This window comes from Microcoleus sp. B7-D4 (genome assembly GCF_036705125.1).
Classification (GTDB): Bacteria; Cyanobacteriota; Cyanobacteriia; order Cyanobacteriales; family Microcoleaceae; genus Microcoleus.
In genome coordinates this window covers 77,418-100,073 of the sequence record NZ_JAUBTT010000008.1, presented here as the reverse complement: position 1 = coordinate 100,073, position 22,656 = coordinate 77,418, and the positions used below count along the sequence as shown (strand labels likewise).

Sequence of the window (22,656 nt, the reverse complement as noted above, 5' to 3'; positions counted from 1 at the left end):
AACATATAAATTTACAAAAGTTAATAGTAGTTACTTGTAGCGCGATCGTCCTTGAATTATAGGGACACGGCATTGCCGTGCCCTGAATCCGAAGTTTCGTTCATATTCTGTTCGGTCGATGGCCCCTAATACGGTAGGGGCGGGTTCACGAAAAATATCTGCCAATAATTGACAATCTCAAAAACCCGCCCTTTTAATCGTTCGAGCAGACATGATATCAAACTAATTTCCAGTTGTTTCACGGACGGTCAAACTGTACTTGCCTCTACCTTTTGGAGGCGGATCGTAAGCGTTGACAATGACGCGATAGCGACCGTTCGCAGACAAGGTAACAGTAAGCTCTGAATTGGAATTTTGCTGCGTCGCATCATCATTTTCTCCAAGTAGCTCCCCCTGGGAGTTGAAAATAGCGAGATAAGTATCAAACTCGGTACTTTCTACGGTAATAATCACTTTTTGACCCTGAGTGCCTTCAAAGGTATACTCGTCGTACAAACTGCTGTCCGAGGGCAGTACAGAAGACTTAGCAGGGCTGAGTTCTCCGTTTTGCTCTAAAATTACCTTAGATGAACCCGCATCAGGACTCGATCGAGGTTCTACACTTGGGCTCTGAGTTGGCGAACTTTGTGGTGATGGCGACGGGTTGGGGCTTGCTTGAGCTAAAACCGCCTTGCCAGCAGGCTTCGCATCAGTTAAATTTTGAGGAAATTCTGCTGAAATGAGGGTGGAACTACTGTTAGCAACTCCACCTAAATTGGAAACTGGCAGGGAGACAGTCGGCTTGCCAGAAAAAGTAGCTACCAGAGCAATTGGCGCGATCGCCCAAAATCTAACTTGACGCATGAATTACCTCGATTTGCAACGAAGAAGGAAGGAAGAAGTCAGTAGTCAGTAGTCAGTAGTCATGGATTATTTGTTAGGTGCTACCAATGCCCCATGCCCCATGCCCCATGCCCCATGCCCCATGCCCAATTTTCACCGGACAGTTAGAGTGTAACGACCCCGGCCCGAAGCATCGTAAGCATTGACAAATACGCGATAGCGACCCGTAGCGGGCAAAGTAACGCTTAGAAACGCATTTTTAGTCGAATCGCTCCCTTCGTCATTTTGTGCCAGTAATCGGTCGTTAGGGCCAATGATAGCCACATACGGCTCGAAATCTGTACTTTCGAGGGAAATGGCTACAGACTGACCAGCTCGACCTTCAAAAGTATACTCTCGATACAGACTGTTGTCAGACGGCAATACTGGGCCGCCTGCGACTAAAGCGCCTTCTTCTTGCAAAATCGCCCGAGAAGGCGCGGTAGCACTCGCTTTCAGTTCTAACGTATAAGCCCCCGACTGCCTAGCTTCGTAGGAATTTGCCACTAACGTGTAAGTGCCGTCTGCTGGCAGCCTGACTGTAATTCTGGCGTTTTTACTGCCGGCTCCGTCATGGTCTTGCGCGATTCGGCGCTGGTTGGGCCCGAGCAATATTAAATAAGGGTCAATTTCTTGACTTTTCATTTCTATTGTGATTTGCTGGCCCGCTTTTCCCTCAAAGGAGTAGAGGTCAAAAAAGCTGTTGTCTTCGGCCAGAACGCTAGAATTGTCGGTGAGTTTACCGCTGATGGCGGGCCCGTTGAGCGCGAGTTTTTCAGGTGATTTGTTGCCACCAAAGGGCGATCGGGCTTGAGCCACGCGGGGAGCTCGCCCTTCTCGTACCGCTGTCAGGAAAGCGGGTACTTTGTCTGCTGAAATTGCAAAACCGATACCGATATTACCTCCACCCCGATCGCGAGTCAAAATAGAAGAATTGACGCCGATTAATTCTCCAGAACTGTTGAGCAGCGGCCCTCCAGAATTGCCGGGATTGATGGCGGCGTCGGTTTGAATTAAGCCCCGAGAAAGGTCGATGCGGCTGACGATTCCGACTGTAAAAGTACCTTGAAGTTGACCGAAGGGATTGCCGATCGCAAATGCTTGTTGCCCGACTTTCACCGAACCGGGACGGGCTAAAGGAATGGTCGGCAAATTGTTTTGACCGCGAATCTTAACCACGGCTAAGTCTAGACCTTCTTCGCCGAATCCGACAACATCGCCGACAAGTTTTCTGCCGTCTGCCAGAATTATATTCACGGTACCGCCGGCCGAAACGACGTGGGCGGTCGTTAACACCATGCCGTCAGGGCTGATAATTGTGCCGCTGCCCTTAGATTTACCGGTATCGACGGTAACAACCGCCGGACTGGCCTTTTCGTAGACCCGAATATTGGTTTGTTCTGCGACATTTTGGGCGATCGCACCCTGGGAATGCACCGAGTTAAATTCTGTTAAATCTGTTGATTGCCGCCCAGGGGATGTCGTAACAACCGCACTGGCGCTGGCTGTTACCCCAACCGTTAAAATTCCCGATACTGCTAAAGTTAGAAGTTTTAAATTCATGGCGATCGATTTAGTATTTAGCGATGGGTAGCTAGGAATTAGGTTTTGTGCTTAACCGCTAACTACCTTCTGTAATTATTTTAAGACTTGCACCACGGTAGTGACATTCCTCACGCCGGTTCTCCAATTCGGGAATCTGAATCAGCAGCTAAATACTTAAAATTAGCTTGTCGTAGCGCAGCATCCTCATTGCCGTAGAAAAAAGACAGCAAAGCAAAACGCTGGCCGCTAATCACCGGCGTCGCTTCATGCAGCAAAGAACACGAAAAAATAATCGCCGTGCCAGAATCGCCTTTATAACCGTGCGGCGCGTACTCGGGAAACCGTAAAAATCCCCCCGTGTACTCTCCCACATTCAAGTTTAGCGTCATCGCAAACCTACGGTGCACCGTAGCTTTGCTAGTGTTGTCGCGGTGCGGCAGAAAATAACCGCCGCTGTCAGCATCGTAACAACCTATCAAATACCGCTCAAACCTGGTAATTGTAAACTGAAAAGCTTTTTCTACTTCCGGCCGCACCCGGCGCCAAATAATCGCACTCAATCGCTGCTGTAACTTCGGGTCTTCAATAAAGAAATCGCGGCGCTTCTTGAAAGTGTCGTCGTGCAGGCCAACTGTTTTCCCGCCTATTTGCCTCATAAAGCCGGAAGGACTGCCACCGTGATTTTTGTACATATCGATTAAACTGCGGCAAGATGCTTTGTCCAAAACGTTAGGAATTACCAACACCGGGGCGTGGCGAGTGGCCGATCGGGCTTCCTCAATTGGGGGTAAAGTTTTGAGAAAATCTAATACTTGTTGGGCGTGTTGGTGCGGTTCGCCCATCGGCAAAATATTAATTACCTGAAGGTTTTCGTTGAGAACAAAAGTTTGTGGTGCATAGTGAACTCCGGCAACTCCATTTTCTTCGACATCTCGGAAAACACCGTACTGCTGGCTGACTGTTTTATCCAAGTCCCAGAAAAAGATGAATGACGGAGCAATTGTTGTTGGTCTGTTTTGTTCTTTGTCTGCTGGGTCAACGCTCACTCCAAACTGCGGTACTTGCAAGCTTTGGAATTCTTCTGAAAGCTCTTGAAAGCTTTTGAGGATAACTTGGATTTGTTCAAAAGCTGCGCTGGCAAAGAAAAACAGCACGACGCGCCGGCCGGCAACGGTTGAGAAATGAAATAAGGGGTTATTTGTAGAAGGAATGGAAAACCAGGGAGCCGGATCTCCTATTTCGAGTAATGGCATCTTGCTGATTTAATAATTGGGATTTTATATTTAGATTATTATGCTGTCGATTAGTTCCACATATTCGGTATGTTAATATTGTTTTTTTATACAAAAATTAGCTTATATCTGTGTATATCTGCGTTTTTCTGCGGTTTTAAACTCGCAATTTAGAGTCTTTTTAATAAGTTGTTTAATATCGGATAATAAGTAGATGGGTATCAATAAACGCAACTTAGATTTCTGCGGTTTCCCAAGCCAGATCTACGGGATAAATGTTTAGTTTCACCCATCTACTTAGTGTTTGCCTATTTGTCGAAACTGGGGGAATTATCCGGTTGGTCTTCCGGGTATTCTACAGGTCGATACTCCACGTAATCTGACGGCGGTGCTTCCACGTCGCGGTTGCTGGGGCGAGACCTCGATGATTCCGTAGGACGGGGTTTTTTGGTTCTCGGCGGCGTATCGGAACTGCGGTTTTCCGAAACCGGGGGGCGACTGCTGCGGCTGCGGGTCGGTCTTTCTTCGGGGTTGTCTGAAACGTCCCAGTTGTCAGACTCTTGGGCAGGCGGGGCTTCTGGGCGAGAGGGACGTTTGCGCGAGGCTCGATCGGGCGAGTCGGGCCGTCCGGTGTTAACGCTGCCGTTGCGATTCGAGGGGCGGCGGCGGGGTTCGTCGTCGTAGGCTTCCCGAGAGGAACGGTAGTCTTGGCTGCCTCTGATGCGGGGACGCGGCGGATAGTCTTCCTCTGGTTCTAGCTGTTCCATTTCGGAATCATAGCCGTCGTAACCATAGGCGTTGCTGACCGGTCGCTCTTCATCTACGTATTGGGCGCGACTTTTGGCTTGGGCTGTGGTCGCTCCTCGCAGCTTAATGCTTTCTGTTGCAAAAAATATGGCGGTACCGCTGAGCAGAAATTGACCGAATGCCAGAATTGGGTCAAGCCGCCACCCTTGAAATAACAGAATACCGCCGCACAGCAAGCCGACTGCTGCAAAAAAAATATCGTGGTCTCGGGCTAGTTTGGGACGCCACGATCGCAGAAAATACAGTCCTGCCCCTGCTACTGCTAGGATAATCCCTAACAGGCTGCTCCAGTTCAATCCTAAATTGACCATTAGCCTATCTCCTATGTCTTTCCTATGTTAGCGAGTTAGATTTTACATCTATCATTAAGTCTGTCAGCCCGACTGTGCTTTCTGGGGCAGCGTCCGGTCAGGGTTTCAGCTTGGGAAGTGAGTATAATAATGAGTTTAACGGGAAAAAACCTCAGCTTGGCAGTCAACTGAAGGTTTTGCCTTGACAGTTGCTGGCAGCCGAGGTTTCTCGGATCGGGCAAATGCCCGACGTTTAGCCCACAATTGACTTGCAGCGCCGGACTTAGAAACCCGCTGACTTTTTAGGTGCGCTTGATTTTGTCTTTTTGGCTGATGAAGATCAGGGCGATCGTTGCTGGAATCACTACTACCACCACGCCCACCAGCAGGCTGTACAAAAAGTTCGCGAGAGAAGGAGTCATAGATTCAAAGCCTTTGTTACAACAATTTGATTTTTATTAATTTTATACTTTCGATCGCACCTGTGAAACGGTTAAAATTTTGACATCCACCCCGCCGTAGAACGGCGAGGACTCCCAAACCTCACGATTTAGGTTTCTGCTTCTGTCCCTTACGGGGTTTCGCACCTGCCTTAACAGATTTACTCTGTTCGGGTCTTACGGTCGCTCCACAGACTGACACGGCAAGCCCTGCCGCCAAAATATTCTTTGCCGCGTTGATGTCTCGGTCATGGTGCGTCCCACAATTAGGACAATCCCATTCCCGGATATTCAACGGCATCTTGTCAACGATGTGTCCGCAATTGCCACACCGTTTTGAACTCGGAAACCATCGGTCAATCTTAATTAAAGTACGACCGTACCAATCGCACTTGTAGTCAAGTTGTCTGACTACTTCCCCCCAACTTGCATCACTTATAGAAGCGGCAAGTTTGGGATTTTTAATCATATTCTTCACAGCTAAGTCTTCTACGGCGATGGTTTGGTTTTCGCGCACCAACCGCGTTGTTAACTTGTGAAGGTTATCTTTTCTTGCATCAGCAATTTCTTGATGTACTTTCGCTACTTTGAGTCGTGCTTTGTGACGGTTGTTTGACCCTTTCTGTTTCCGGCTTAAAGCTTTCTGCGCTCTTCTAAGTTTGCGATATTTTGCCTTGAATCCTTTGGGATTGGCAATCTTTTCACCACTGCTAAGAGCGAGTAAACTTGTAATGCCCAAGTCAATACCAACTTGACTGCCTGACTGAGGTAATGCTTCAATTTCAACATTCACCAACAGGGAAACTGACCACCTACCAGATGGTGAAAGCTTCACCGTAATGGTTGATGGTCGGCAACCGACAGGTAGCATCCGGCTCCAACGAATTGGCAACGGGTCGGCACACTTTGCTAAGTAAACTTGTCCATCCTTAAACTTGAAAGCAGATTTGGTAAACTCTGCGCTACCACCATTGCGTTTTTTCTTGAAGTTGGGATATTTCGCCCGCCCATCAAAAAAATTGGTGTAAGCCGTTTGTAAATGTCGCAAGCATTGCTGTAACGGTACGCAGCTAACTTCCGACAGAAAATCTAACTCTTCTGTTTTCTTCCATTCGGTTAGCATTGAAGAGGTTTCAGCATACCCTACCCGTTTTTGGTCTTTGTACCATGCCTCGGTTCTTACGGCTAAGGCACGGTTGTATACTAAACGAGCGCAACCCATTGTCCGTCGCAACAAACTCTCTTGTTCCGGAGTTGGGTAGAATCGATAGCTGAAGGCTTTGAGCGTCATGCTCACAGTCTAACACTTCGATTGTGATATTGTGCTAGACTCAATCTAAAATCTTTGTAAAGCCGTCAAGCGAAGGCGATGCACTGAGCGTAGCCGAAGTGACGGGGTTTCAAACCCAAATTTCTGATGACTGGTATTACCGTTGCAAGTTGGATTCTGGGCTCTGTCCTAGTCGTGATGACCTTGCTGTTTATTTTTCGGATCGTCCTGACTTGGTATCCCGAGGTGAACCTGAGCAAGTTGCCGTTGAGTCTGATTGCTTGGCCGACGGAACCTTTTTTAGCCGTAACTAGAAAGATTGTACCGCCGATCGGCGGGGTGGACATTACGCCGATTATTTGGGTGGGTATCTGTAGCTTGCTGCGAGAAATGATTCTCGGCCAGCAAGGGCTGCTGACGATGATGATGTAAGAGTCAGCGGGCATGGGGCATGGGGCATGGGGCATGGGGCATGGGTTAGTTGCCAACTGCCAACTGCCAACTGCCAACTGACAACTGACAACTGACAACTGCCAACTGACAACTGCCAACTGCCAACTGACTAATGACTGTTTTGGTTCAAGAACTGTTCGACGAAATTCGTGTAAACTTCGCCGCTGAGAAACTCGGGGGAATCGAGGATTTTTTGGTGAAAGCCCAGGGTGGTAGGAACGCCAGTGATGGCGCATTCCCGCAATGCCCGTTTCATCCTGCGGATGGCGGTCGGTCGATCGCGCCCCCATACAATTACTTTACCGATTAAAGAATCGTAGTAAGCGGGTATTTCGTAATCGGTGTAAACGTGAGAGTCCATCCGCACGCCAGGGCCACCGGGAGGCAAATAACCGCTGATTATGCCGGGGTGGGGTCGGAAATTGCGATCGGGGTCTTCAGCATTGATGCGGCACTCGATCGCGTGGCCGTTGAGAATTACTTGGTTTTGCTTGATTTGCAGTTTTTCTCCTTGGGCGATGCGGATTTGTTCGGCTATCAAGTCGAGGCCTGTAATCATCTCGGTGACGGGATGTTCTACTTGGATGCGGGTGTTCATTTCCATGAAGTAGAACTTGCCCGATTTGTCAAGCAGAAATTCGACAGTGCCCGCACCCGTGTAGTTGATGGATTTGGCAGCGGCAATGGCGGCGTGACCCATTTGATCTCGCAGTTTCTGGCTGAGGGCGGGGCTGGGGGCTTCTTCGAGGAGTTTTTGGTGTCGGCGCTGAATCGAACAATCTCTCTCGCCGAGGTGGATGACGTTACCGTAGTTGTCGGCGAGGATTTGGATTTCGATGTGCCGGGGTTTTTCGATGAATTTTTCGAGGTAAAGTCCGGGGTTGCCGAAGGCTGCGTCGGCTTCGCCTTGGGCTGCTGAGAATAGTTTGGGGAGTTCGGATGCTTCTTTGACTAGCCTCATCCCGCGGCCTCCACCGCCGGCGGTGGCTTTGATCATCACAGGATAGCCGATGTCGCGGGCGATCGCCAAAGCTTCGCGATCGTCCGCCAGCAATCCACCGCTACCGGGAACTGTGGGGACTTTCACTCGCTGCATAGTTTCTTTGGCGGTGGATTTGTCGCCCATCGCCCGCATTGCTGCCGGAGAGGGCCCGATGAAGGTAATTTGATGGTCGGCGCAGATTTCGGCAAATCGGGCGTTTTCGGCGAGGAAGCCGTAACCGGGGTGAATGGCTGCGGCGTTGCGTGTCAGGGCAGCCGCGATGATGTTGGGAATGTTTAAATAGCTTTTGCTGCTGGTGGGGGGGCCGATGCAAACGGCTTCGTCTGCCAACTGGACGTGCAGGGCGTGTTTATCTACGGTGGAGTGTACGGCGACCGTGGCAATCCCCATTTCCTCGCAGGTCCGCAATATGCGGAGAGCTATTTCTCCCCGATTAGCGATTAAAATTTTCGAGAACCCCATCTTCGCTGCTTAATTCACTCAATATTCTGTACAATAATGCCTTTCGGTATGTTCTGGATAATCGTTTTCCAGAAATTGTTCACAAAAATTTATTTTACATTTTGCTGGTAGTGGTGCTATGATTGTAAATCGGCGGTGTCAAAGGGCAAGTTACAAGTTAAATGTCAGGAACCTCAACCTGTGAATCTTTAACTGGTAACGCAAAAATCCCGGAGATTGCCAGAAAGAGCGGATGTGGCGGAATTGGTATACGCGCACGCTTGAGGTGCGTGTGGCAATATGTCCTTGCGAGTTCGAGTCTCGCCATCCGCATTGAATATAAAAAACAACTGTTGACGGTTTTGGCTGTCGGCAGTTGTTTTGTTTTTGATGGGTGGGTGGGCAGAAACCGGGTTTTTGCGAGAATATTTGGTTACGGTGGGAAGATTTGGGAAAAAACCCGGTTTCTTTGATTGTGCGCGAGTACGGTAGGGTGCAGATTCATCCGATATCCTCAAGTGCGATTCCCTACGGGATAGCTTCGCTTCACGAACTTCTGACAGATCCGCACCCTACAAAATACTGTTTAACTGTCGATCGACAATTGTGTTTGAATTAAAAACATAGATACTTATCGTTTGTCAAGTAGAATGGGGTTAGTTAGGTTCCGAATCCGAGAGTTGGCTGACGAAAAAGGATGGACGCTAAAGGATGTTGCCGATCGATCCGAGGTTCCGTACAGCACAGTCAGGCACTATGCTCGATCGGAAGGACTAGCAACGGTTGATATCACATCCATTCAAAAAATAGCTCGCACCCTCGATGTTTTGATTGAAGAGTTGATGGATGTTGTCAAAGAGTAATAATGAGAATGGTGTTGGATAGTGCCACAATATTTTGGGGAGGCTAATCAGAAAGAAATCCGTCAATATGCAGAAATTATCGCCATGACGGATGATGTGTATACAATAGCTAATTATCTAGAGATTTCTGAACAAATTATCCGCCAAGTAAAAGAGCACATATTTATCAAGGAACACGAGCTTGACATTCCCAATGATGAGACAAATACTATTAGTCATGTCCGAGGTAATTTTACACCCGATGGTGAGATTGCTGATTTATGGATAAGTGCAAAAAATGGTGAGCTACAACCGAGAGAACTTAACAAGTTTAAACGGTTGATAGCCCATGAGTATATAGAGCAAGCACTAATGGCTGATGGACTTCCTTATCGATCGCCTAAAGCTTGGATAGACCATCCCATGTATGGTTTTGGCAACTGGCCAACCCCGGAGAATTTCGGAGCACACGATATAGCTCCTCATACCAGCAAGCCCAATCCATTTTCCCACTGGGTTAACATAATAGGTAAGTCAGCGGAAGGACTGAGGCTTGCGGACAACCTCTCGAATCTTGATGAGTTGCTTGAAGCTATTAGAGAAAGAATATGACTGCGAAAACAATTACCGACACTGCACTAGAGCGAATTTTAGCAATTAAATGGGAGCCAGACGATAGTCGCGTTAACTCTCACATTGCCCTTTTGCGAGAATACTTGAGACGTGCTGCACTGTGGGCCAAGGCTTTAGATTGTACGGATGAATGGCCGTTTTTTGATGTGGCGGCTCATATTGATTCTCTAGATGCCGATGAAACTAAGGTTAAAGTGCTTAAGACTCATTTCACAGAGACACCGTTTTATGTGGCGGGTATTATTGAGAAAACCTGCGAGTGGTTCCTTCATTGGGATAGCGCGAAAAATTCACCAAAAGTCAGTGAATTTACTCTACCTGAACCCTACGAACCGCTAATCCTAATGTATGAACGCGGTGGCATATTCTCTATGGAACATGGATTTTTTGATTTTGCTGTTGGGGGTTTTCCTAGAGGTAAATGGCAGAAATACGACCAAATCATGCCTTTGTTGAAACTAGATGCGAGAACTTTAGATCGACTAGATATTGATTCGGGCGATGGGTTGAATGCAATTAACCCGAAAGCAGAGGGAGGTTACACATCAATAGAGCGATGTTGATTTTCGGAACTAGGTAAACTTGTCTGCGCGGATGATGGTTTTAACACTTTACGATCAATCAGCCAAGCAACTCCTCCCAAGACTCCACCGCCTAAGCAACTAACTATAATGGCAATAAAGAAGGGATGAAGTTTCTTTGTTTGTGTAGCTGCATTTTCAACCGCCAGGTTTCTACACAAAAGAAGTACAAAAATTATGGCAAAATAAGAATTACTCATTTATTTGCTCGCCATTATCCCAATGACTACCGTTACCCAATCAGAAATTGAACAGTATCGCTCCCAATTACAAGAATATCCCGATGCTCTAATAGCTCTTGATGTACTTGAAGAGTGTGAAGGCGATTTAGAATATGCAGCCGAAACCTTAGCAATTAAGTCAGGAGAATTAGACAACGATCTAGATGCAAAAAACCCAAATGAGCCTAGCTGGTTAGAAAAATCAGCCGAGAAATTGCGTCCTCATATTTGTACGCAAGCCTTTAAAGACGTATTGAGTCAAGGTTTTGCTGTTGCATTGGGTTCGCTAATAACTGCTGGCGTTTACCCAGGAGTACCATTAACACTGGTACTTATTTACATAAGCACGAAAAATTTGGACAATTTTTGTCAGGATTGCTAAACGCCGATTGCAGTGAAGCCAGCCCAGTAATGAGGTTCAGCAAAAGGAAACGGCTTCCGGTTCAGTGCGCCATCCAGAGGAGCATTAACAAAGCGTGTGCGTTCTTTTTTGGGCAACAGTTTAAATGTTTGATCGATTTGCGGTTTGAGGCATTTTAATAATGCTTCAAGCGCCTCTGAGGTCAGATTCCGCAGCCATTGTTGTGCCTCATTGAGAGCAGTAACCGTTGATAGAGTTTCTAGGTTTTCATAGAACCGAATCAGTAACAAAGTGCTGGCGAGTTCATCCACTTTCCAAAGGGTACTTACCATACTAGGGCTACCTGCTAAGAGAAATCCGAAAGGTAAGCCAATATATTCATCGCTGGTTCTGGATTCTGTCAATCCAGTTTCGCAGGCGGAGAGAGTGACAAGACGACATTGATTTAGGTCAAGATTAAAGATTTCCAATAGTGTCAAACGTTCTTTATTGGCGAATACCAGGGATGATTCCAAAGGGGAGGCAGGCTCGAACTTGCCGTGACAACCGAAATGGGCGCAGTTGGCAAAGCTGAGTTTCGCGTTTAGAATTGCGTTCTTATTAGCATCATCTTTTGCCAAGAAATCATTAGACTTGAATTTGTGACGGATGTTAGCGGCTTGCAGTTCAAGTAAGTAGCGGTCTTTGGTAGGATTGGCAATAGCAAATAGGTGAGAGAAATTAGGGCGTTGTCGCTGTTTCGCCTGTTGCAGTAGTTGGCAACTAGGGGCATAGCTGACTCCACCAGGGAATAAGTCGAGAAGGCACGATTCGGATTTGGACAGGGATACAGTGATAGAAGAATCGATTTCATCGGTGCATCCGCTTTCAAAATCCGTTTCGTGGGAGATTGGCAACGCATGAAGGGGGAAAAGATGCAGGAAGCGATGGGGAATTAAAATCAGTTGATCGCACGGTTTCGGAATATTCTTTAATATCTCATCAAGATGCAAAATCTCAGCTAGGTTTTGGAGGCGGGAGGCTAGTTTTTGCTTCCATTGGGGTTTTATCTCTTTGTACTCTTTCCGATACTCGTTATCCCAATTTACCAAGGCTTGAAAGTCTTCTGTTGAAGATTGCCAGATTATTGGTGTTGGGGATTGCGGGGTGATGATGAAAGTTAGAAATTTATCGCCTATGATGTACCACTCAAGAATAGCGGTGTTTTCACCTGTCAGAGTTTGAATGTCTTTGTAGAGGATGGGCTTAACTTTTTGGGTTAGGCTAAAATCAGGATCAATTGATGTAATTTCATGAGCAATCAATTCATCTAGTTGTTTACGCAAATTGGTGAGATGAGTAGAATCGCGACTAGTGGTTAGGCTGTCGATTTTGAGGCTGGGTTCTCCCAATATTCTGCCACCATTACTGTTACGGTTTATCTGTTCGATTTCCAGTTGTCGCTGTTCGGCCTCAATTTCTCGACGGAGGCGCGACAATTCGTTGAGAACAGTTTCGGGGATATTGCCTTTAGGTTTGATGTCACGGTTGGCAAAGAGTTCTACAAGGTTGCGGGCTTTGCTGCGTTCGGCATATTCCACAGCTTCGGTGTAGCGTTGCAGTTCGATGCAAACTTCTACCAGGCCCAGATAAAGTCTATTCCATTCTTCGGCTAATTTCTGTTTGGTTTCATCCCCAGATTGAATCTCGCCCCGTAAAAATTCTACTGTTTCAATCGCTGGGGCATAGGTATCATAAGCTAGTTGCCATTGCTGGTTACTTCGGTAAAGATTACCTAAATTAAACAAAGTTTTTGCATGATTTTGTGGGAAAGCTTCGCGGGTACGAATTGAAAGTGCATCTCGGTAACAAAGGATCGCCCGTTCCAGATTTTCGGCCTCGGAACCGCTGATTCTGTCACTGTAGGTCATAGCTAAGTTATTTTGAGTCATTGCCCAATCTTCGGGGAAATCCTCACGGGTACGAACTGTTAAAGCAGCCTCATAAAACTCAATCGCCCTCTCCAGATTATCCGCCCGCGAACCTTTGATTGTGTCACTGTAGGCATTACCTAGGTTGTTTTGAGTCATTGCCCATTTTTCAGGGAAATCCTCAAAGGTACGAACTGTTAAAGCACCCTCAAAAAAGCCGATCGCCCGTTCCAGATTATCCGCCCGCGAACCCTTGATTCTGTCACTGTAGGTCATAGCTAAATTATTTTGAGTATCGGCCCATTGTTCAGGGAAATCCTCAAAGGTACGAACTGTTAAAGCACCCTCAAAAAAGCCGATCGCCCGTTCCAGATTATCCGCCCGCGAACCCTTGATTCTGTCGCTGTAGGCATTACCTAGGTTATTTTGAGTTATTGCCCAATCTGCTGGGAAATCCTCAAGGTTATAAACTGTTAAAGTAGCCTGAAAGAAGCCGATCGCCCCCTCCAAATTATCCGCCCGCGAACCGTTGATTCTGTTTCTGTAGGCATTACCTAGATTATTTTGAGTCATTGCCCATTTTTCGCGAAAATCCGCAAAGGTATAAACTGTTAAAGCAGCCTCATAAAACTCGATCGCCCGTTCCAGATTATCCGCCCGCGAACCTTTGATTCTGTGAGTATACGCATTAGCTAGGTTATGTTGAGTCGCTGCCCATTGTTCAGGGAAATCCTCACGGGTAAGAACTGTTAAAGCAGCCTGAAAGAAGCCGATCGCCCGTTCCAGATTATCCGCCCGCGAACCTTTGATTCTGTGAGTATACGCAGCAGCTAGGTTATTTTGAGTTTGAGCAAACTTTTCGCTCCCCGGTTCCCGATTATTTAAAACTATTTGATAACCAGTAATTGCTATTTCAATATTATTTGTTTTCTTCCCACCGGGAAAGTTACTAATATGAATACTTAAATTTCCGCTGTCACGGAGAATTAACTCAATTGCTTCTGGATGTTTGGCAATTAAATTCTTAGCCACTTCCTGTAAAATTTCGGCAAAATTAGCATTGAGGAGATGTTGCCGTTTACGGAGAATGGAGTAAATTACTTTAATATTGCTACTGCTAGGTTCGGCTTGCAATAATTCTAGGATAAAGTTTTCATACTCTTGTGAATTTTCAATTTCACAGTAATCGCGCTCTCCGTCATCGTTCGTACCCAATAATTGCCCTATCTGACTGGCAAAATTCCGTAAAAAATTAGCGTGATTTTCCTGTCCTTCCTCTGCCAGGTTTTCTGCTACTACCTCGCAAACTTGGAGAAACCCCGAATCTACCAATTCTAAGTTAGCCTGTAATATCTGCTGTGTCTCACCTTTGGGACAAGTCAGGAGTGTCTCTATCAATTGCCGATAAGCTTGGGTGCGGGTTTCTTCCATTGTGGGGAGTTGTCAGTAACACCGATGTTTATTTTACCATGATTGATGGTTTGGCGGTTGACGCTCCCCCGTATCAATTTCTACCCCATCCCGAACAAGTAATCGAAGTTACCGTCTCCCACAGAGTTTTTAAGCGTATTGATAATTTTCCTTGTATTATCGTGAGGCCCTTCAATATAATAAGGTTTTCCATTGCGACCGAATTTCAAGCCAATTTCGCTGGTTGATTCTCCTAAATGAGCCTTCGACTGCTCGAAATCGCGATGCGGTTCAAAGCCTAATGTTTTGGCATAAGCGATCGCACCCCAAACCAGGGCTTGTGCTTGCTCTAAACTAATCTCCTCGTACTCTTGCATAAACTGCGAGTAACAAAGCTGAACGAAATTTTTATATTGGCTATCGTTGCAGTTACGTGGCGGGATGGTATCCTTGACTCCCAAACACCAGTAGTCGATCAAATAAGAGGCTGTAACAAAACGATTGTATCCCTTGGAACGAGTCACCACCACTAAACCCAAACCGCTCGTTTCAGAGGTTTCATTCCCCAACAATACCTTCGCAAAATTTACATCCACGAGACATTGAGCAACGGGCAATAACTCTCCTTTTTCGGCGCTAGCGAGGGCTGTTTGTTCTGCATGAGATTGAAGAAAGGTACTGACTTCGGATGCTTTCAATCCTAACTTTCGGGCAATTTGTTTGGGCGTTAATTGGCGATCGCGCAGGTTGAGAATTTCTTGTTCTTGTTCGGGCTGCATAGTTTTTCTATTGCCGTCAGGGCTGGGTTCGAGCTGAGTCGATCATTGTACCGCGTTTTTGCGACCAACTTCGTAACATTGCAAAGATTGAGGAAAAAACCCGGTTTCTTTGATGGTGCGAGTGGCGAGAAACCTCGGTTAGCCCGATAGTCCGCCAGGGGTTGAAACCCCTGTCTCATAGCAAAAGTCCTCTGAAGAGGACTAAAGAGTTTTTCATTTTTATATCGGATTTTCAGTCGGTTTCAACCGACTTTCGCTATTAGCCAGGGGTTTCAACCCCTGGCGGTTGTGGCAACACCGCTAGAATGCAAGCAACATAGGAAAAAACCCGGTTTATTCTAATTTTGCGCTAATTTGGGCGGCCGCCCCATTAAACCGGTCATCAAGCGCAAGGCTAAAAATCTCACTGGGGGAATTGTCCGCAAACACCACAATCCGAAGCGGCGAAATGCTACAATTGGCAGCCAAGTATTAGAAAATAATCTGTCTAGAAAATCGGTAAATCCTAACACGATTAAATTCTCTTTTTTGCGCCAGTTGTGATACCGTTTCAATACTCGCAAATCGCCGATGTCTTCGCCTTTTTGGTGCGCTTGCTGCAAGATTTGGGCGATCGCCCCAGCGTCTCGAATGCCCATATTTAATCCCTGGCCGCCCACGGGATGGCAGCAGTGGGCCGCGTCCCCAATTAGTGCTAATCTGGGCAAAACGTAGCGATCGCTCTGCATTAACTGCACCGGAAACAAAAAGCGATCGCTCTCCAATTCCAAACGCCCCAAAAGCCCGCCCGTGCGCTGTTCCAACAAAGTCAAAAACTCTGTTTCATCCATTTGTTGCAAAGCTTTTGCTTCCGCGTGGGGTGCTGTCCAAACAACTTGACAACGGTTCCCAGGTAATGGTAAAACTCCCATCGGGCCGCTCGGCCAAAAGCGCTCAAAAGCGATATCATTGTGCGGTTTTTCTGCTTTAATAGTGATAGCAACGCAGGATTGCCAGTATTTCCAGCCGCGAGTGCTGATGTTGGCTTCCGTGCGGATGCGCGATCGCGAACCGTCGGCGGCGACTAATAATTTAGTGCGAATTGTCCGAGTTTCGCCGTTTTGTTTGACTTCTATTTCCGCGCAATCGGTTAAATATTTTACCTCGACTACTTCCGCCGGACAAACCCAACTAAAATTCGGGTTTTTTGCCAAACATTCGTGCAAAGCTGACAGCATGACTCCGTGCTCGCCAACGTAACCTAAAGCTGCTTTTGGTACGGGCAATTTGCCAGTATTTCCCAAATCCGGGCGGTGGAATTCGACGACACCGGGATAGTCGCCGTCGCAGAGGCTAATTTGCTCGAAGGTGGTGATTTGCGGCAAGATTTGCTGCCACACGCCGATACCTTCTAAGATCATTCCTGATAGCAGGGTGATTGCATAGGCTTGTTTTTTGGCTGCGGCGGCGGCGGGGAGTTGGGTTTCAATTATAGCGATTTTTAATCCAGAATCTTTTAACGCGCTGGCTAAGGTGGCCCCGACTATGCCACCTCCGACGATGGCTATGTCAAAGTCGAGTGTCGGTGTTTGCGTGGAGGCTGTTGTTGGAGAAAGTTGGTTTACAGGCATTTTCAAGGGATTTATTTAAGTGAATAATCATATTTACTATTTTATTGTAAAGAATTATTGCAGTTTGGGGCGATCTTGAGGCAGAGCTTATGTCATATCAATTCTGGCTGTGCCGGAATGATATCAAATCCCATCGCACATTTCTCTCAAATTCGATCGCCCATCAACCCAAAAATCCCATCGGCCATCAACCCAAAAACCCCGGCGGTTGAAACCGCGTCTACACAGACAAAACCCGCCTCCGCGGGTTGAAGAGTCGTAGCGTAGCGGGGCGTAAGCCATCGCACATTTATCTCAAATTCGATATTTCTTCGTCCGCGGAGGCGGACATCGTTTGTGTAGACGCGGTTTCCAACCGCCCGGTTATATCAAATCCGCTAGCTTCGGAATGATATAATTGTAGGGAAACGGCACTGCCGTTTCCTGATTTCGGGTAATATTAATTCCGATGCCACCGATCGCAACTAACAATTAACTACCAACTGCTGCTAATTGATTATTTCCTGTGACTAGAGGCGATACTTTTTGGCAAATGGGAATCTCGATGACAAACTCTGCACCTTCCCCAGGCGTGGAAATACACTGCAATTTGCCTCGGTGTTTTTCAACTATAATCTGATAGCTGATTGACAGCCCCAAGCCTGTGCCTTTGCCGACTGGTTTAGTAGTAAAAAATGGGTCGAACAACTTGCCAATAACTTCTTGATTGATTCCCATGCCGTTGTCGGCAATCCGAATTGTTACTGTCTCGGAATTCGCACTTGTGCTAATCCGAATTCGGTTGTGACGAGCATATATTTCTTTTGAAGAATGAGTGCTGTTGTACTCTTCGAGGGCGTCGATCGCATTTACTAAAAGATTCATAAATACTTGATTGAGCTGACCTACATAGCACTCGACTTTTGGAAAATTGCCGTATTCTTTGATAATCTCAATAGCGGGACGAAGTACATTAGCTTTAATCCGGTGCTGCAAAATTAGCAAAGTGCTTTCGATTCCTTCATGAATATCTACTCGCTTCATCTGCGATTCGTCGAGTCTGGAAAAGTTGCGTAAGGATACAACTAAGTCGCGGATGCGATCGGCTCCAACTTTCATTGATTCCAAAATCTTCGTAAAGTCTTCCATTAAGTAATCGACTTCAATATCTTCGGCTGCTTCTACAATTTCCGGGACGGGATTTGGGTATTTTTCCTGGTAAAGGTGGAGCAAACCGAGCAAGTCTGTGGCGTATTCGTTGGCGTGGGTGATGTTGCCGTAGATGAAGTTAATCGGATTGTTAATTTCGTGGGCGACGCCGGCGACTAGCTGGCCGAGAGAAGAGATTTTTTCGGTTTGGATTAGTTGAGTTTGAGCTTGGTGCAACTCTTGGACAGCTTTTTCGAGCTCGGCTGCTTGCGATCGATACTGTCCCTCGGACTGCTTGAGTGCTTCCAAAACTTGGACTCGATCGCTAATGTCGGTGTGAGTTCCCACCCATTCGCGAATGCTGCCGTCTGCTGCTAAAAGGGGGACGCCCCGCACCCAGAAGTGTCTGTAGCTGCCGTCTGCGGCCCGCAAGCGGTGCTCGACTTCGTAGAGACTTTTTGTTTCTATGGCCCCCATCCAAGCTTGAATTGTGCGATCGCGGTCTTCTGGGTGCACTGCTTCTATCCAGTTGTCCTTCTCTTTCCAACTCATGCCCGTATAAGCTATCCAATCAGGCTGAGGCTTGTCGAAGATTCCGCTAGCGTTGGTCGTCCAAACCATCTGTGCGGTGGCCATTGCCAGCGATCGGTATCTTTCCTCGCTCAGACGCACAGATTCTTCGGCTTGGCGGCTGGCTGTCACGTCGCGCAAAATAGTTGTGAATATGATTTCGCCTGCCACTTCGAGTTTGGAAATAGAAACTTCGGCGGGAAATTCCGTACCATCTCGGCGGCGGGCGAAAATTTCTTTGCGGTTGCCCATTTTTCGGGCTTGTTTAACGCCACCGCCGAAATTGCTGACGAGGTGACTATGATGCGTGGCAAAAGCTTCGGGCAACAGCAGGCTCAGGGATTGCCCGATCGCCTCAGCAGCCGTCCACCCAAAAATCCGTTCTGCACCTTGGTTGAACAGGATAATTTTTTGGTCAGCATCCACAGAAATAATCGCGTCCTCGGCAATTTCTAAAATGCCGGCGAAACGAGCTTGAGACAGTTGCAGCGCCTGTTCAGCTTGTTTGCGATCGCTCATGTCGCGGGCGATCGTCGAAATGTATGCGAGTTTGCCGTCCGGTGCGGAGTGGGAGATGATAACTTGGCTGATGGGAATTTCGAGTCCCGTTCCTGACACGAAGGCTGTTTCTCCACTCCAAAAGCCCTCGGAAACAGCGGTGGCGATCGCTTGATTCAAATTGCTGCGGCCTGACGCTGGCGTGAATTCTGCAACTTGTCGCTTGGATATATCTTCGTTTTCGCCTATACCCACCATTTTTCTGCCTGCTTTGTTGATGTAAATCGGGCGTCCTTCGAGGTTGGAGATACCTACAAAATCCGGGGTCGCTTCCAGAATTGCTGCCAGACTTCTGTTGGCGATTTCGGCTTGTTTACTCTCAGTAATATCCCGCGCGATGCTAACTATACCGCTGATATTTCCTTGCCCGTCCCGGTAAGCGCTTTTTGTAGAAAGAAATGTCCGCAAATTGCCTTTAACTGGCAGTTCTTCTTCGATCGCTTCCGTTGTTCCCGCTGCCATAATTGGGCGATCGGTTTTTATAATATTGCCCGCAATTTCCGGCGGAAATAACTCGCTGTCATCTCTGCCGATAATGTCGTCTACAGACTTGCCAATTATACTGGCTCCTGCAGCATTAAGCATTAGGTAACGGCCATGAATATCTTTGACAAATAGGGCGGCGGGCGTACTGTTGATGACTGCCATCAACAGGTTATAGTTTTTTTGAAGCGCCTGCTTTGTTGTTTGAGAGTCGAAAATTTGCTGCTGCAATTGCTCGTTGGTGATTTGCAGTTGGAGAGTCCGTTTCTCAACTTGAGTTTCTAAGTCTAATTTAGCTTTCCTCAGTCCCAGTTCCGCTCGATAGCGCTTCCGGTCTGCGCTGCAGAGAGTTTTGGCATTCTGCCAAATCAGAACTGTAAAAATAATCACGTTCAATACACTTAACAGCGATATCCCTACCTCCGGCGTGTAGGCTTGTAACCGATCTCCCAATAGGATGAAATAACCGACTAAAGGCGGGATAATGATTGCCCGTGGCAACAAGCGCCTCGCCATGATGCCGCCCGCGCGATCGCTCGTCATTACTGATATCAATCCTCGCTCTGGACTGGCAAATAAAATACCGAAGCTCAGCAACATAAATGCTGCGGCAGTGTGCAAAGCCATGCCGGTATTTTTGCCAATTTGGTAAAATAAAGCTTTGTCGTAGAAATAGCCTATCAAACCCATAAAGGCAATTAAAAATGCACAACAGCTTAAAATTTGAATCCGCAAGTATTTAGGCCGACGTTCTGACAGCAGCAGCAGCGCTATTCCCAGCAATAAAAAAGCACCAGCAGTATTCGGTGCCATGCGTCCTGGTGTTCCGGGGGTTGTCAACCTGTAACTTTCTTTAAATAGCAGTTGGTCGATGCCTAAATCTAAATTAAAGCTATATTGAACTAGGGTTAATAGGCTAATTAATATAATTAAAAATGAACATACCAAAATTAAATATTTATGCTTTTTTTGATACTTTCTTGCTGTTAATTCTGGCCGCCGCCGCTGTTGGATGAATAGAGAAAACCCGCCCAAAATAAAGCACACCGCAGTATTGGCTTTCATCGTCACGAGTCCGGGCAGAATGCTTTTTAAGAGTGGCAGATCGAATATCCACCCCAAAATGACTATACAGCCGATCGCCATTACTGCAATACTCGCTTTTTTGGAAAAAGACTGGACAGCAGCCATTCGGGTTGAGGGCGTTTGCAGTTGTTGTGCTCGTTCAAAAACTTCCAATTTCTCGCTCCCTCCAATTATTGGGGTTTATACGTATCCAAGGTAACAATTAAGACTTTAGGTATATTGTCGCCCGCTATACAAAGCTGCCTAAGATTTGGTTAAAACTGCTAAGCATAAAATATGAATTATTTTATCTAACTTTAGAGAGATAGTCAAGTGAAGGTTGAAGGCTCTTATGTAAAAGGCATTCGGCAGAATTCAATAATTTTTCTTGCTGGTTAGTTAAAACACAAAATTCCTTGTTTCTTCAGCCTTGTTCCTTGTTTCTTCAGCCTTGTTCCTTGTTCCTTCAGCCTTTTTCCTTGTTCCTTGGAAATTAGCGCCCGATTCATTGGTCGGGCTGAGCGTTTTTACTCAGTCCATCGAGGCGTAATGGTAGCGGATGAATCGATCGGCAATAAGATCACTCGCATTGTAAACCGGGTGCTGCGGGTGTGGGAAATGCGATCGGCACAACAATAAGACTCGGCGGTTGAAACCGCTACTACACAAACAAAGTCCGCCTGCGCGGACTAAAGAGGGGGATATTAAAGTGGGATTTGGTAACGGTCAACAGTCAACTGACAACTGACAACTGTCAACTAACTCCCAACTTTTGAAGTGCTTCCAAAGCTTCGGTTGCTGACGGGTAACGCTGGGGGAAATGGTAAAGCACCATCTTGTCTAAAACGCGAGCCAACTCCGGGGTGACAGTTGCATTTTTCTGCCAGATGAGATTGCCTAAATTATCAACTCTGAGTTGTTTCGGGCGCATTCCTGTCAAGGCTTGAATCCCGATGAGCCCCACAGCATAGATGTCGCTGCACAATTTCGGGGAACCGATGGCTTGTTCGGGAGGAATGTAGTCTTGCTGAGTACCGCCGCGCGATTTCGTTTGACCGATGCTGTTTGGTGAAGTGTTGATTTCTTTAACTGCCCCAAAGTCAATTAATACAATCTTGCCATCTGATGTCCGCCTGATTAAGTTTTGAGGGTGAACGTCGCGGTGAATTACATCTTGTTTGTGAACAAAAACAAGCACTTCTAAGATATCTTTCAACAAAGCGATAACCTGATGTTCTTGCCAGGGTTGACCTTCGATTAGTTCTTGATACAAGGGTTGCCCTTCGATGAATTGATAGACTAAATAAAAATATCCATCTTCTTCAAAGCGAGCTAACAATTCTGGTATCCGATCGTGTTGGCCCAATCGATATAAAACGCGCGTTTCTCGATCGAATAAATGGCTGCTTCTCTCAGACTGGCTTTTGAGGCGCTTGACGAGGCACAAAGGTCGATCGGGCAAATTTTCATCTTCAGCCAGATAGGTATCGCTGTACTCGGTGTTCACCAAATGTTCTCTAATTCGGTAACGCATCCGCAGCAGCTTTTGCAACATCGGATCGACAGATTTAGCGGGTTGTGTGCCTTGTACAGCTCTCATGATACAGTCCCAAAGATTTGCTCCGACTACTCTTTCTTCTTGACCGAGAATTTCTGCTTGTCTCAGTACCTTTGTCAGTTCTTTCCACAAGTTGTAGCCGACATACCGCCCCAGGTAGCCCACTGTGTACCCGCGGGCGATCGGATCGTTTTGCTGAATTTCTTGATAGGTCAAACCCCCTACAACGCCTCGAATTATCGACTGTTGCAACCGACTCAGGTGTTTTTCCGTTTGTTCGTATACCAGATTGTCCAAAAAGATTATTGCTTCTTCTACCGTCATAGTTTCATATTTTAAGTGATTTGTACAGGAGCCACGCATTTTTATATCCCTAGATTTCTGTTATATATGATTTCTCTTAAATTTGCTAGATTGTCTACTTATTGAAATATATTTTTACCAATATGACTTTTATGACTTTAGGTTATGAATTTTATGAATTGACGTTTTAAGTAGTTACTGGTACTATCTCAAATACAACTTTTAACTAGAGAGTACATTGCCAAATTAGGGTCTCGCAGATTCGGCTTTACAACTCCAAACATCAGAAACGACTGTTGTCA

Annotated in this window: 20 protein-coding genes and 1 tRNA gene; 8 read left to right on the top strand and 13 right to left on the bottom strand. The window is 46.6% G+C overall.

Translation table 11 applies throughout. The features are described from left to right. Nucleotides 1-222: 222 nt before the first annotated feature. The 6 genes from QUB12_RS05155 to QUB12_RS05130 form a co-directional block, all read right to left on the bottom strand. Nucleotides 223-843: a pre-peptidase C-terminal domain-containing protein gene (locus QUB12_RS05155; protein ID WP_333140036.1), complete on the bottom strand. Its 621-nt coding sequence runs from the start codon at nucleotides 841-843 to the stop codon at nucleotides 223-225. A 132-nt stretch (nucleotides 844-975) separates the two neighbouring features. Beyond that, complete coding sequence (locus tag QUB12_RS05150; protein ID WP_333305776.1) at nucleotides 976-2,424, bottom strand: trypsin-like peptidase domain-containing protein; 1,449 nt, start codon at nucleotides 2,422-2,424, stop codon at nucleotides 976-978. A 110-nt stretch (nucleotides 2,425-2,534) separates the two neighbouring features. Next, entirely contained in the window at nucleotides 2,535-3,659 is a 1,125-nt protein-coding gene (locus QUB12_RS05145) for a redoxin domain-containing protein (RefSeq protein ID WP_333305773.1), read from the bottom strand. 287 nt (nucleotides 3,660-3,946) lie between these two features. After that, nucleotides 3,947-4,756, bottom strand: coding sequence for a Ycf66 family protein (locus QUB12_RS05140; RefSeq protein WP_333305771.1), 810 nt, complete (start codon nucleotides 4,754-4,756; stop codon nucleotides 3,947-3,949). Nucleotides 4,757-5,037: 281 nt separating this feature from the next. Further along, entirely contained in the window at nucleotides 5,038-5,157 is a 120-nt protein-coding gene (gene psbX / locus QUB12_RS05135; RefSeq protein WP_190741405.1) for a photosystem II reaction center X protein, read from the bottom strand. 121 nt (nucleotides 5,158-5,278) lie between these two features. Further along, a complete protein-coding gene (locus QUB12_RS05130; RefSeq protein WP_333305768.1) occupies nucleotides 5,279-6,466 on the bottom strand; it encodes an RNA-guided endonuclease TnpB family protein in 1,188 nt (395 codons plus the stop codon). 126 nt (nucleotides 6,467-6,592) lie between these two features. Here QUB12_RS05130 and QUB12_RS05125 point away from each other — a divergent pair, with 126 nt between their 5' ends. After that, the gene (locus QUB12_RS05125) at nucleotides 6,593-6,877 is read left to right on the top strand and encodes a YggT family protein (RefSeq protein WP_006634856.1); all 285 of its coding nucleotides are present in this window, start codon (nucleotides 6,593-6,595) and stop codon (nucleotides 6,875-6,877) included. Between the two features lie 130 nt (nucleotides 6,878-7,007). On the opposite strand, the gene accC is transcribed toward QUB12_RS05125, so the two are convergent. Then, nucleotides 7,008-8,363, bottom strand: a complete 1,356-nt coding sequence (gene accC, locus QUB12_RS05120; protein WP_333140026.1) for an acetyl-CoA carboxylase biotin carboxylase subunit — start codon at nucleotides 8,361-8,363, stop codon at nucleotides 7,008-7,010. 228 nt (nucleotides 8,364-8,591) lie between these two features. Between accC and QUB12_RS05115 the strand changes: the two genes are divergently transcribed. From QUB12_RS05115 to QUB12_RS05095, 5 genes are all read left to right on the top strand, one after another. Beyond that, a tRNA-Leu gene (locus QUB12_RS05115) sits at nucleotides 8,592-8,675 on the top strand. Between the two features lie 115 nt (nucleotides 8,676-8,790). Then, nucleotides 8,791-8,961 (top strand): hypothetical protein, encoded by a 171-nt coding sequence (locus QUB12_RS05110; RefSeq protein WP_333305766.1) that lies wholly within the window; start codon nucleotides 8,791-8,793, stop codon nucleotides 8,959-8,961. 31 nt (nucleotides 8,962-8,992) lie between these two features. Next, nucleotides 8,993-9,205 carry a helix-turn-helix domain-containing protein gene (locus QUB12_RS05105; protein WP_332973393.1) on the top strand — a complete coding sequence of 71 codons (213 nt, stop codon included), beginning with the start codon at nucleotides 8,993-8,995 and terminating at the stop codon, nucleotides 9,203-9,205. A gap of 21 nt (nucleotides 9,206-9,226) precedes the next feature. Beyond that, on the top strand, nucleotides 9,227-9,796 hold the full coding sequence (locus QUB12_RS05100) for a hypothetical protein (RefSeq protein ID WP_333140024.1): 570 nt from the start codon (nucleotides 9,227-9,229) through the stop codon (nucleotides 9,794-9,796). Then, nucleotides 9,793-10,380, top strand: coding sequence for a hypothetical protein (locus tag QUB12_RS05095; RefSeq protein ID WP_333109560.1), 588 nt, complete (start codon nucleotides 9,793-9,795; stop codon nucleotides 10,378-10,380). Before QUB12_RS05100 ends, QUB12_RS05095 begins: the two co-directional genes overlap by 4 nt. On the opposite strand, the gene QUB12_RS05090 is transcribed toward QUB12_RS05095, so the two are convergent. Then, nucleotides 10,356-10,598 (bottom strand): hypothetical protein, encoded by a 243-nt coding sequence (locus tag QUB12_RS05090; RefSeq protein WP_333109561.1) that lies wholly within the window; start codon nucleotides 10,596-10,598, stop codon nucleotides 10,356-10,358. The genes QUB12_RS05095 and QUB12_RS05090 overlap by 25 nt on opposite strands. Before the next feature lie 22 nt (nucleotides 10,599-10,620). Between QUB12_RS05090 and QUB12_RS05085 the strand changes: the two genes are divergently transcribed. Next, nucleotides 10,621-11,001, top strand: a complete 381-nt coding sequence (locus QUB12_RS05085; protein ID WP_333300238.1) for a hypothetical protein — start codon at nucleotides 10,621-10,623, stop codon at nucleotides 10,999-11,001. Here QUB12_RS05085 and QUB12_RS05080 read toward each other — a convergent pair. From QUB12_RS05080 to QUB12_RS05070, 3 genes are all read right to left on the bottom strand, one after another. Continuing rightward, on the bottom strand, nucleotides 10,998-14,321 hold the full coding sequence (locus QUB12_RS05080) for a CHAT domain-containing tetratricopeptide repeat protein (RefSeq protein WP_333305764.1): 3,324 nt from the start codon (nucleotides 14,319-14,321) through the stop codon (nucleotides 10,998-11,000). The genes QUB12_RS05085 and QUB12_RS05080 overlap by 4 nt on opposite strands. An 80-nt stretch (nucleotides 14,322-14,401) precedes the next feature. Further along, nucleotides 14,402-15,079, bottom strand: coding sequence for a DNA-binding response regulator (locus QUB12_RS05075; protein WP_333140017.1), 678 nt, complete (start codon nucleotides 15,077-15,079; stop codon nucleotides 14,402-14,404). Between the two features lie 338 nt (nucleotides 15,080-15,417). Beyond that, nucleotides 15,418-16,689, bottom strand: a complete 1,272-nt coding sequence (locus QUB12_RS05070; protein WP_333305762.1) for an FAD-dependent hydroxylase — start codon at nucleotides 16,687-16,689, stop codon at nucleotides 15,418-15,420. An 89-nt stretch (nucleotides 16,690-16,778) separates the two neighbouring features. Between QUB12_RS05070 and QUB12_RS05065 the strand changes: the two genes are divergently transcribed. Further along, a complete protein-coding gene (locus QUB12_RS05065) occupies nucleotides 16,779-16,901 on the top strand; it encodes a hypothetical protein (RefSeq protein WP_333109292.1) in 123 nt (40 codons plus the stop codon). 259 nt (nucleotides 16,902-17,160) lie between these two features. On the opposite strand, the gene QUB12_RS05060 is transcribed toward QUB12_RS05065, so the two are convergent. Together QUB12_RS05060 and QUB12_RS05055 are read right to left on the bottom strand one after the other, a co-directional pair. Further along, nucleotides 17,161-20,667 carry a PAS domain S-box protein gene (locus tag QUB12_RS05060; protein WP_333305760.1) on the bottom strand — a complete coding sequence of 1,169 codons (3,507 nt, stop codon included), beginning with the start codon at nucleotides 20,665-20,667 and terminating at the stop codon, nucleotides 17,161-17,163. A gap of 580 nt (nucleotides 20,668-21,247) precedes the next feature. Continuing rightward, nucleotides 21,248-22,414: a serine/threonine-protein kinase gene (locus QUB12_RS05055; protein WP_333305758.1), complete on the bottom strand. Its 1,167-nt coding sequence runs from the start codon at nucleotides 22,412-22,414 to the stop codon at nucleotides 21,248-21,250. Nucleotides 22,415-22,656 lie beyond the last annotated feature (242 nt).

Bases quoted from the DNA above. Each gene is read 5' to 3' on its own strand.
- QUB12_RS05130 (WP_333305768.1), bottom strand. From the start codon at position 6,466: ATGACGCTCAAAGCCTTCAGCTATCGATTCTACCCAACTCCGGAACAA.
- QUB12_RS05145 (WP_333305773.1), bottom strand. From the start codon at position 3,659: ATGCCATTACTCGAAATAGGAGATCCGGCTCCCTGGTTTTCCATTCCT.
- QUB12_RS05090 (WP_333109561.1), bottom strand. From the start codon at position 10,598: ATGAGTAATTCTTATTTTGCCATAATTTTTGTACTTCTTTTGTGTAGA.
- QUB12_RS05085 (WP_333300238.1), top strand. From the start codon at position 10,621: ATGACTACCGTTACCCAATCAGAAATTGAACAGTATCGCTCCCAATTA.
- QUB12_RS05070 (WP_333305762.1), bottom strand. From the start codon at position 16,689: ATGCCTGTAAACCAACTTTCTCCAACAACAGCCTCCACGCAAACACCG.
- psbX (WP_190741405.1), bottom strand. From the start codon at position 5,157: ATGACTCCTTCTCTCGCGAACTTTTTGTACAGCCTGCTGGTGGGCGTG.
- QUB12_RS05155 (WP_333140036.1), bottom strand. From the start codon at position 843: ATGCGTCAAGTTAGATTTTGGGCGATCGCGCCAATTGCTCTGGTAGCT.
- QUB12_RS05105 (WP_332973393.1), top strand. From the start codon at position 8,993: ATGGGGTTAGTTAGGTTCCGAATCCGAGAGTTGGCTGACGAAAAAGGA.
- QUB12_RS05095 (WP_333109560.1), top strand. From the start codon at position 9,793: ATGACTGCGAAAACAATTACCGACACTGCACTAGAGCGAATTTTAGCA.
- accC (WP_333140026.1), bottom strand. From the start codon at position 8,363: ATGGGGTTCTCGAAAATTTTAATCGCTAATCGGGGAGAAATAGCTCTC.
- QUB12_RS05055 (WP_333305758.1), bottom strand. From the start codon at position 22,414: ATGCGTGGCTCCTGTACAAATCACTTAAAATATGAAACTATGACGGTA.
- QUB12_RS05065 (WP_333109292.1), top strand. From the start codon at position 16,779: ATGTCATATCAATTCTGGCTGTGCCGGAATGATATCAAATCCCATCGC.
- QUB12_RS05075 (WP_333140017.1), bottom strand. From the start codon at position 15,079: ATGCAGCCCGAACAAGAACAAGAAATTCTCAACCTGCGCGATCGCCAA.
- QUB12_RS05080 (WP_333305764.1), bottom strand. From the start codon at position 14,321: ATGGAAGAAACCCGCACCCAAGCTTATCGGCAATTGATAGAGACACTC.
- QUB12_RS05150 (WP_333305776.1), bottom strand. From the start codon at position 2,424: ATGAATTTAAAACTTCTAACTTTAGCAGTATCGGGAATTTTAACGGTT.
- QUB12_RS05140 (WP_333305771.1), bottom strand. From the start codon at position 4,756: ATGGTCAATTTAGGATTGAACTGGAGCAGCCTGTTAGGGATTATCCTA.
- QUB12_RS05125 (WP_006634856.1), top strand. From the start codon at position 6,593: ATGACTGGTATTACCGTTGCAAGTTGGATTCTGGGCTCTGTCCTAGTC.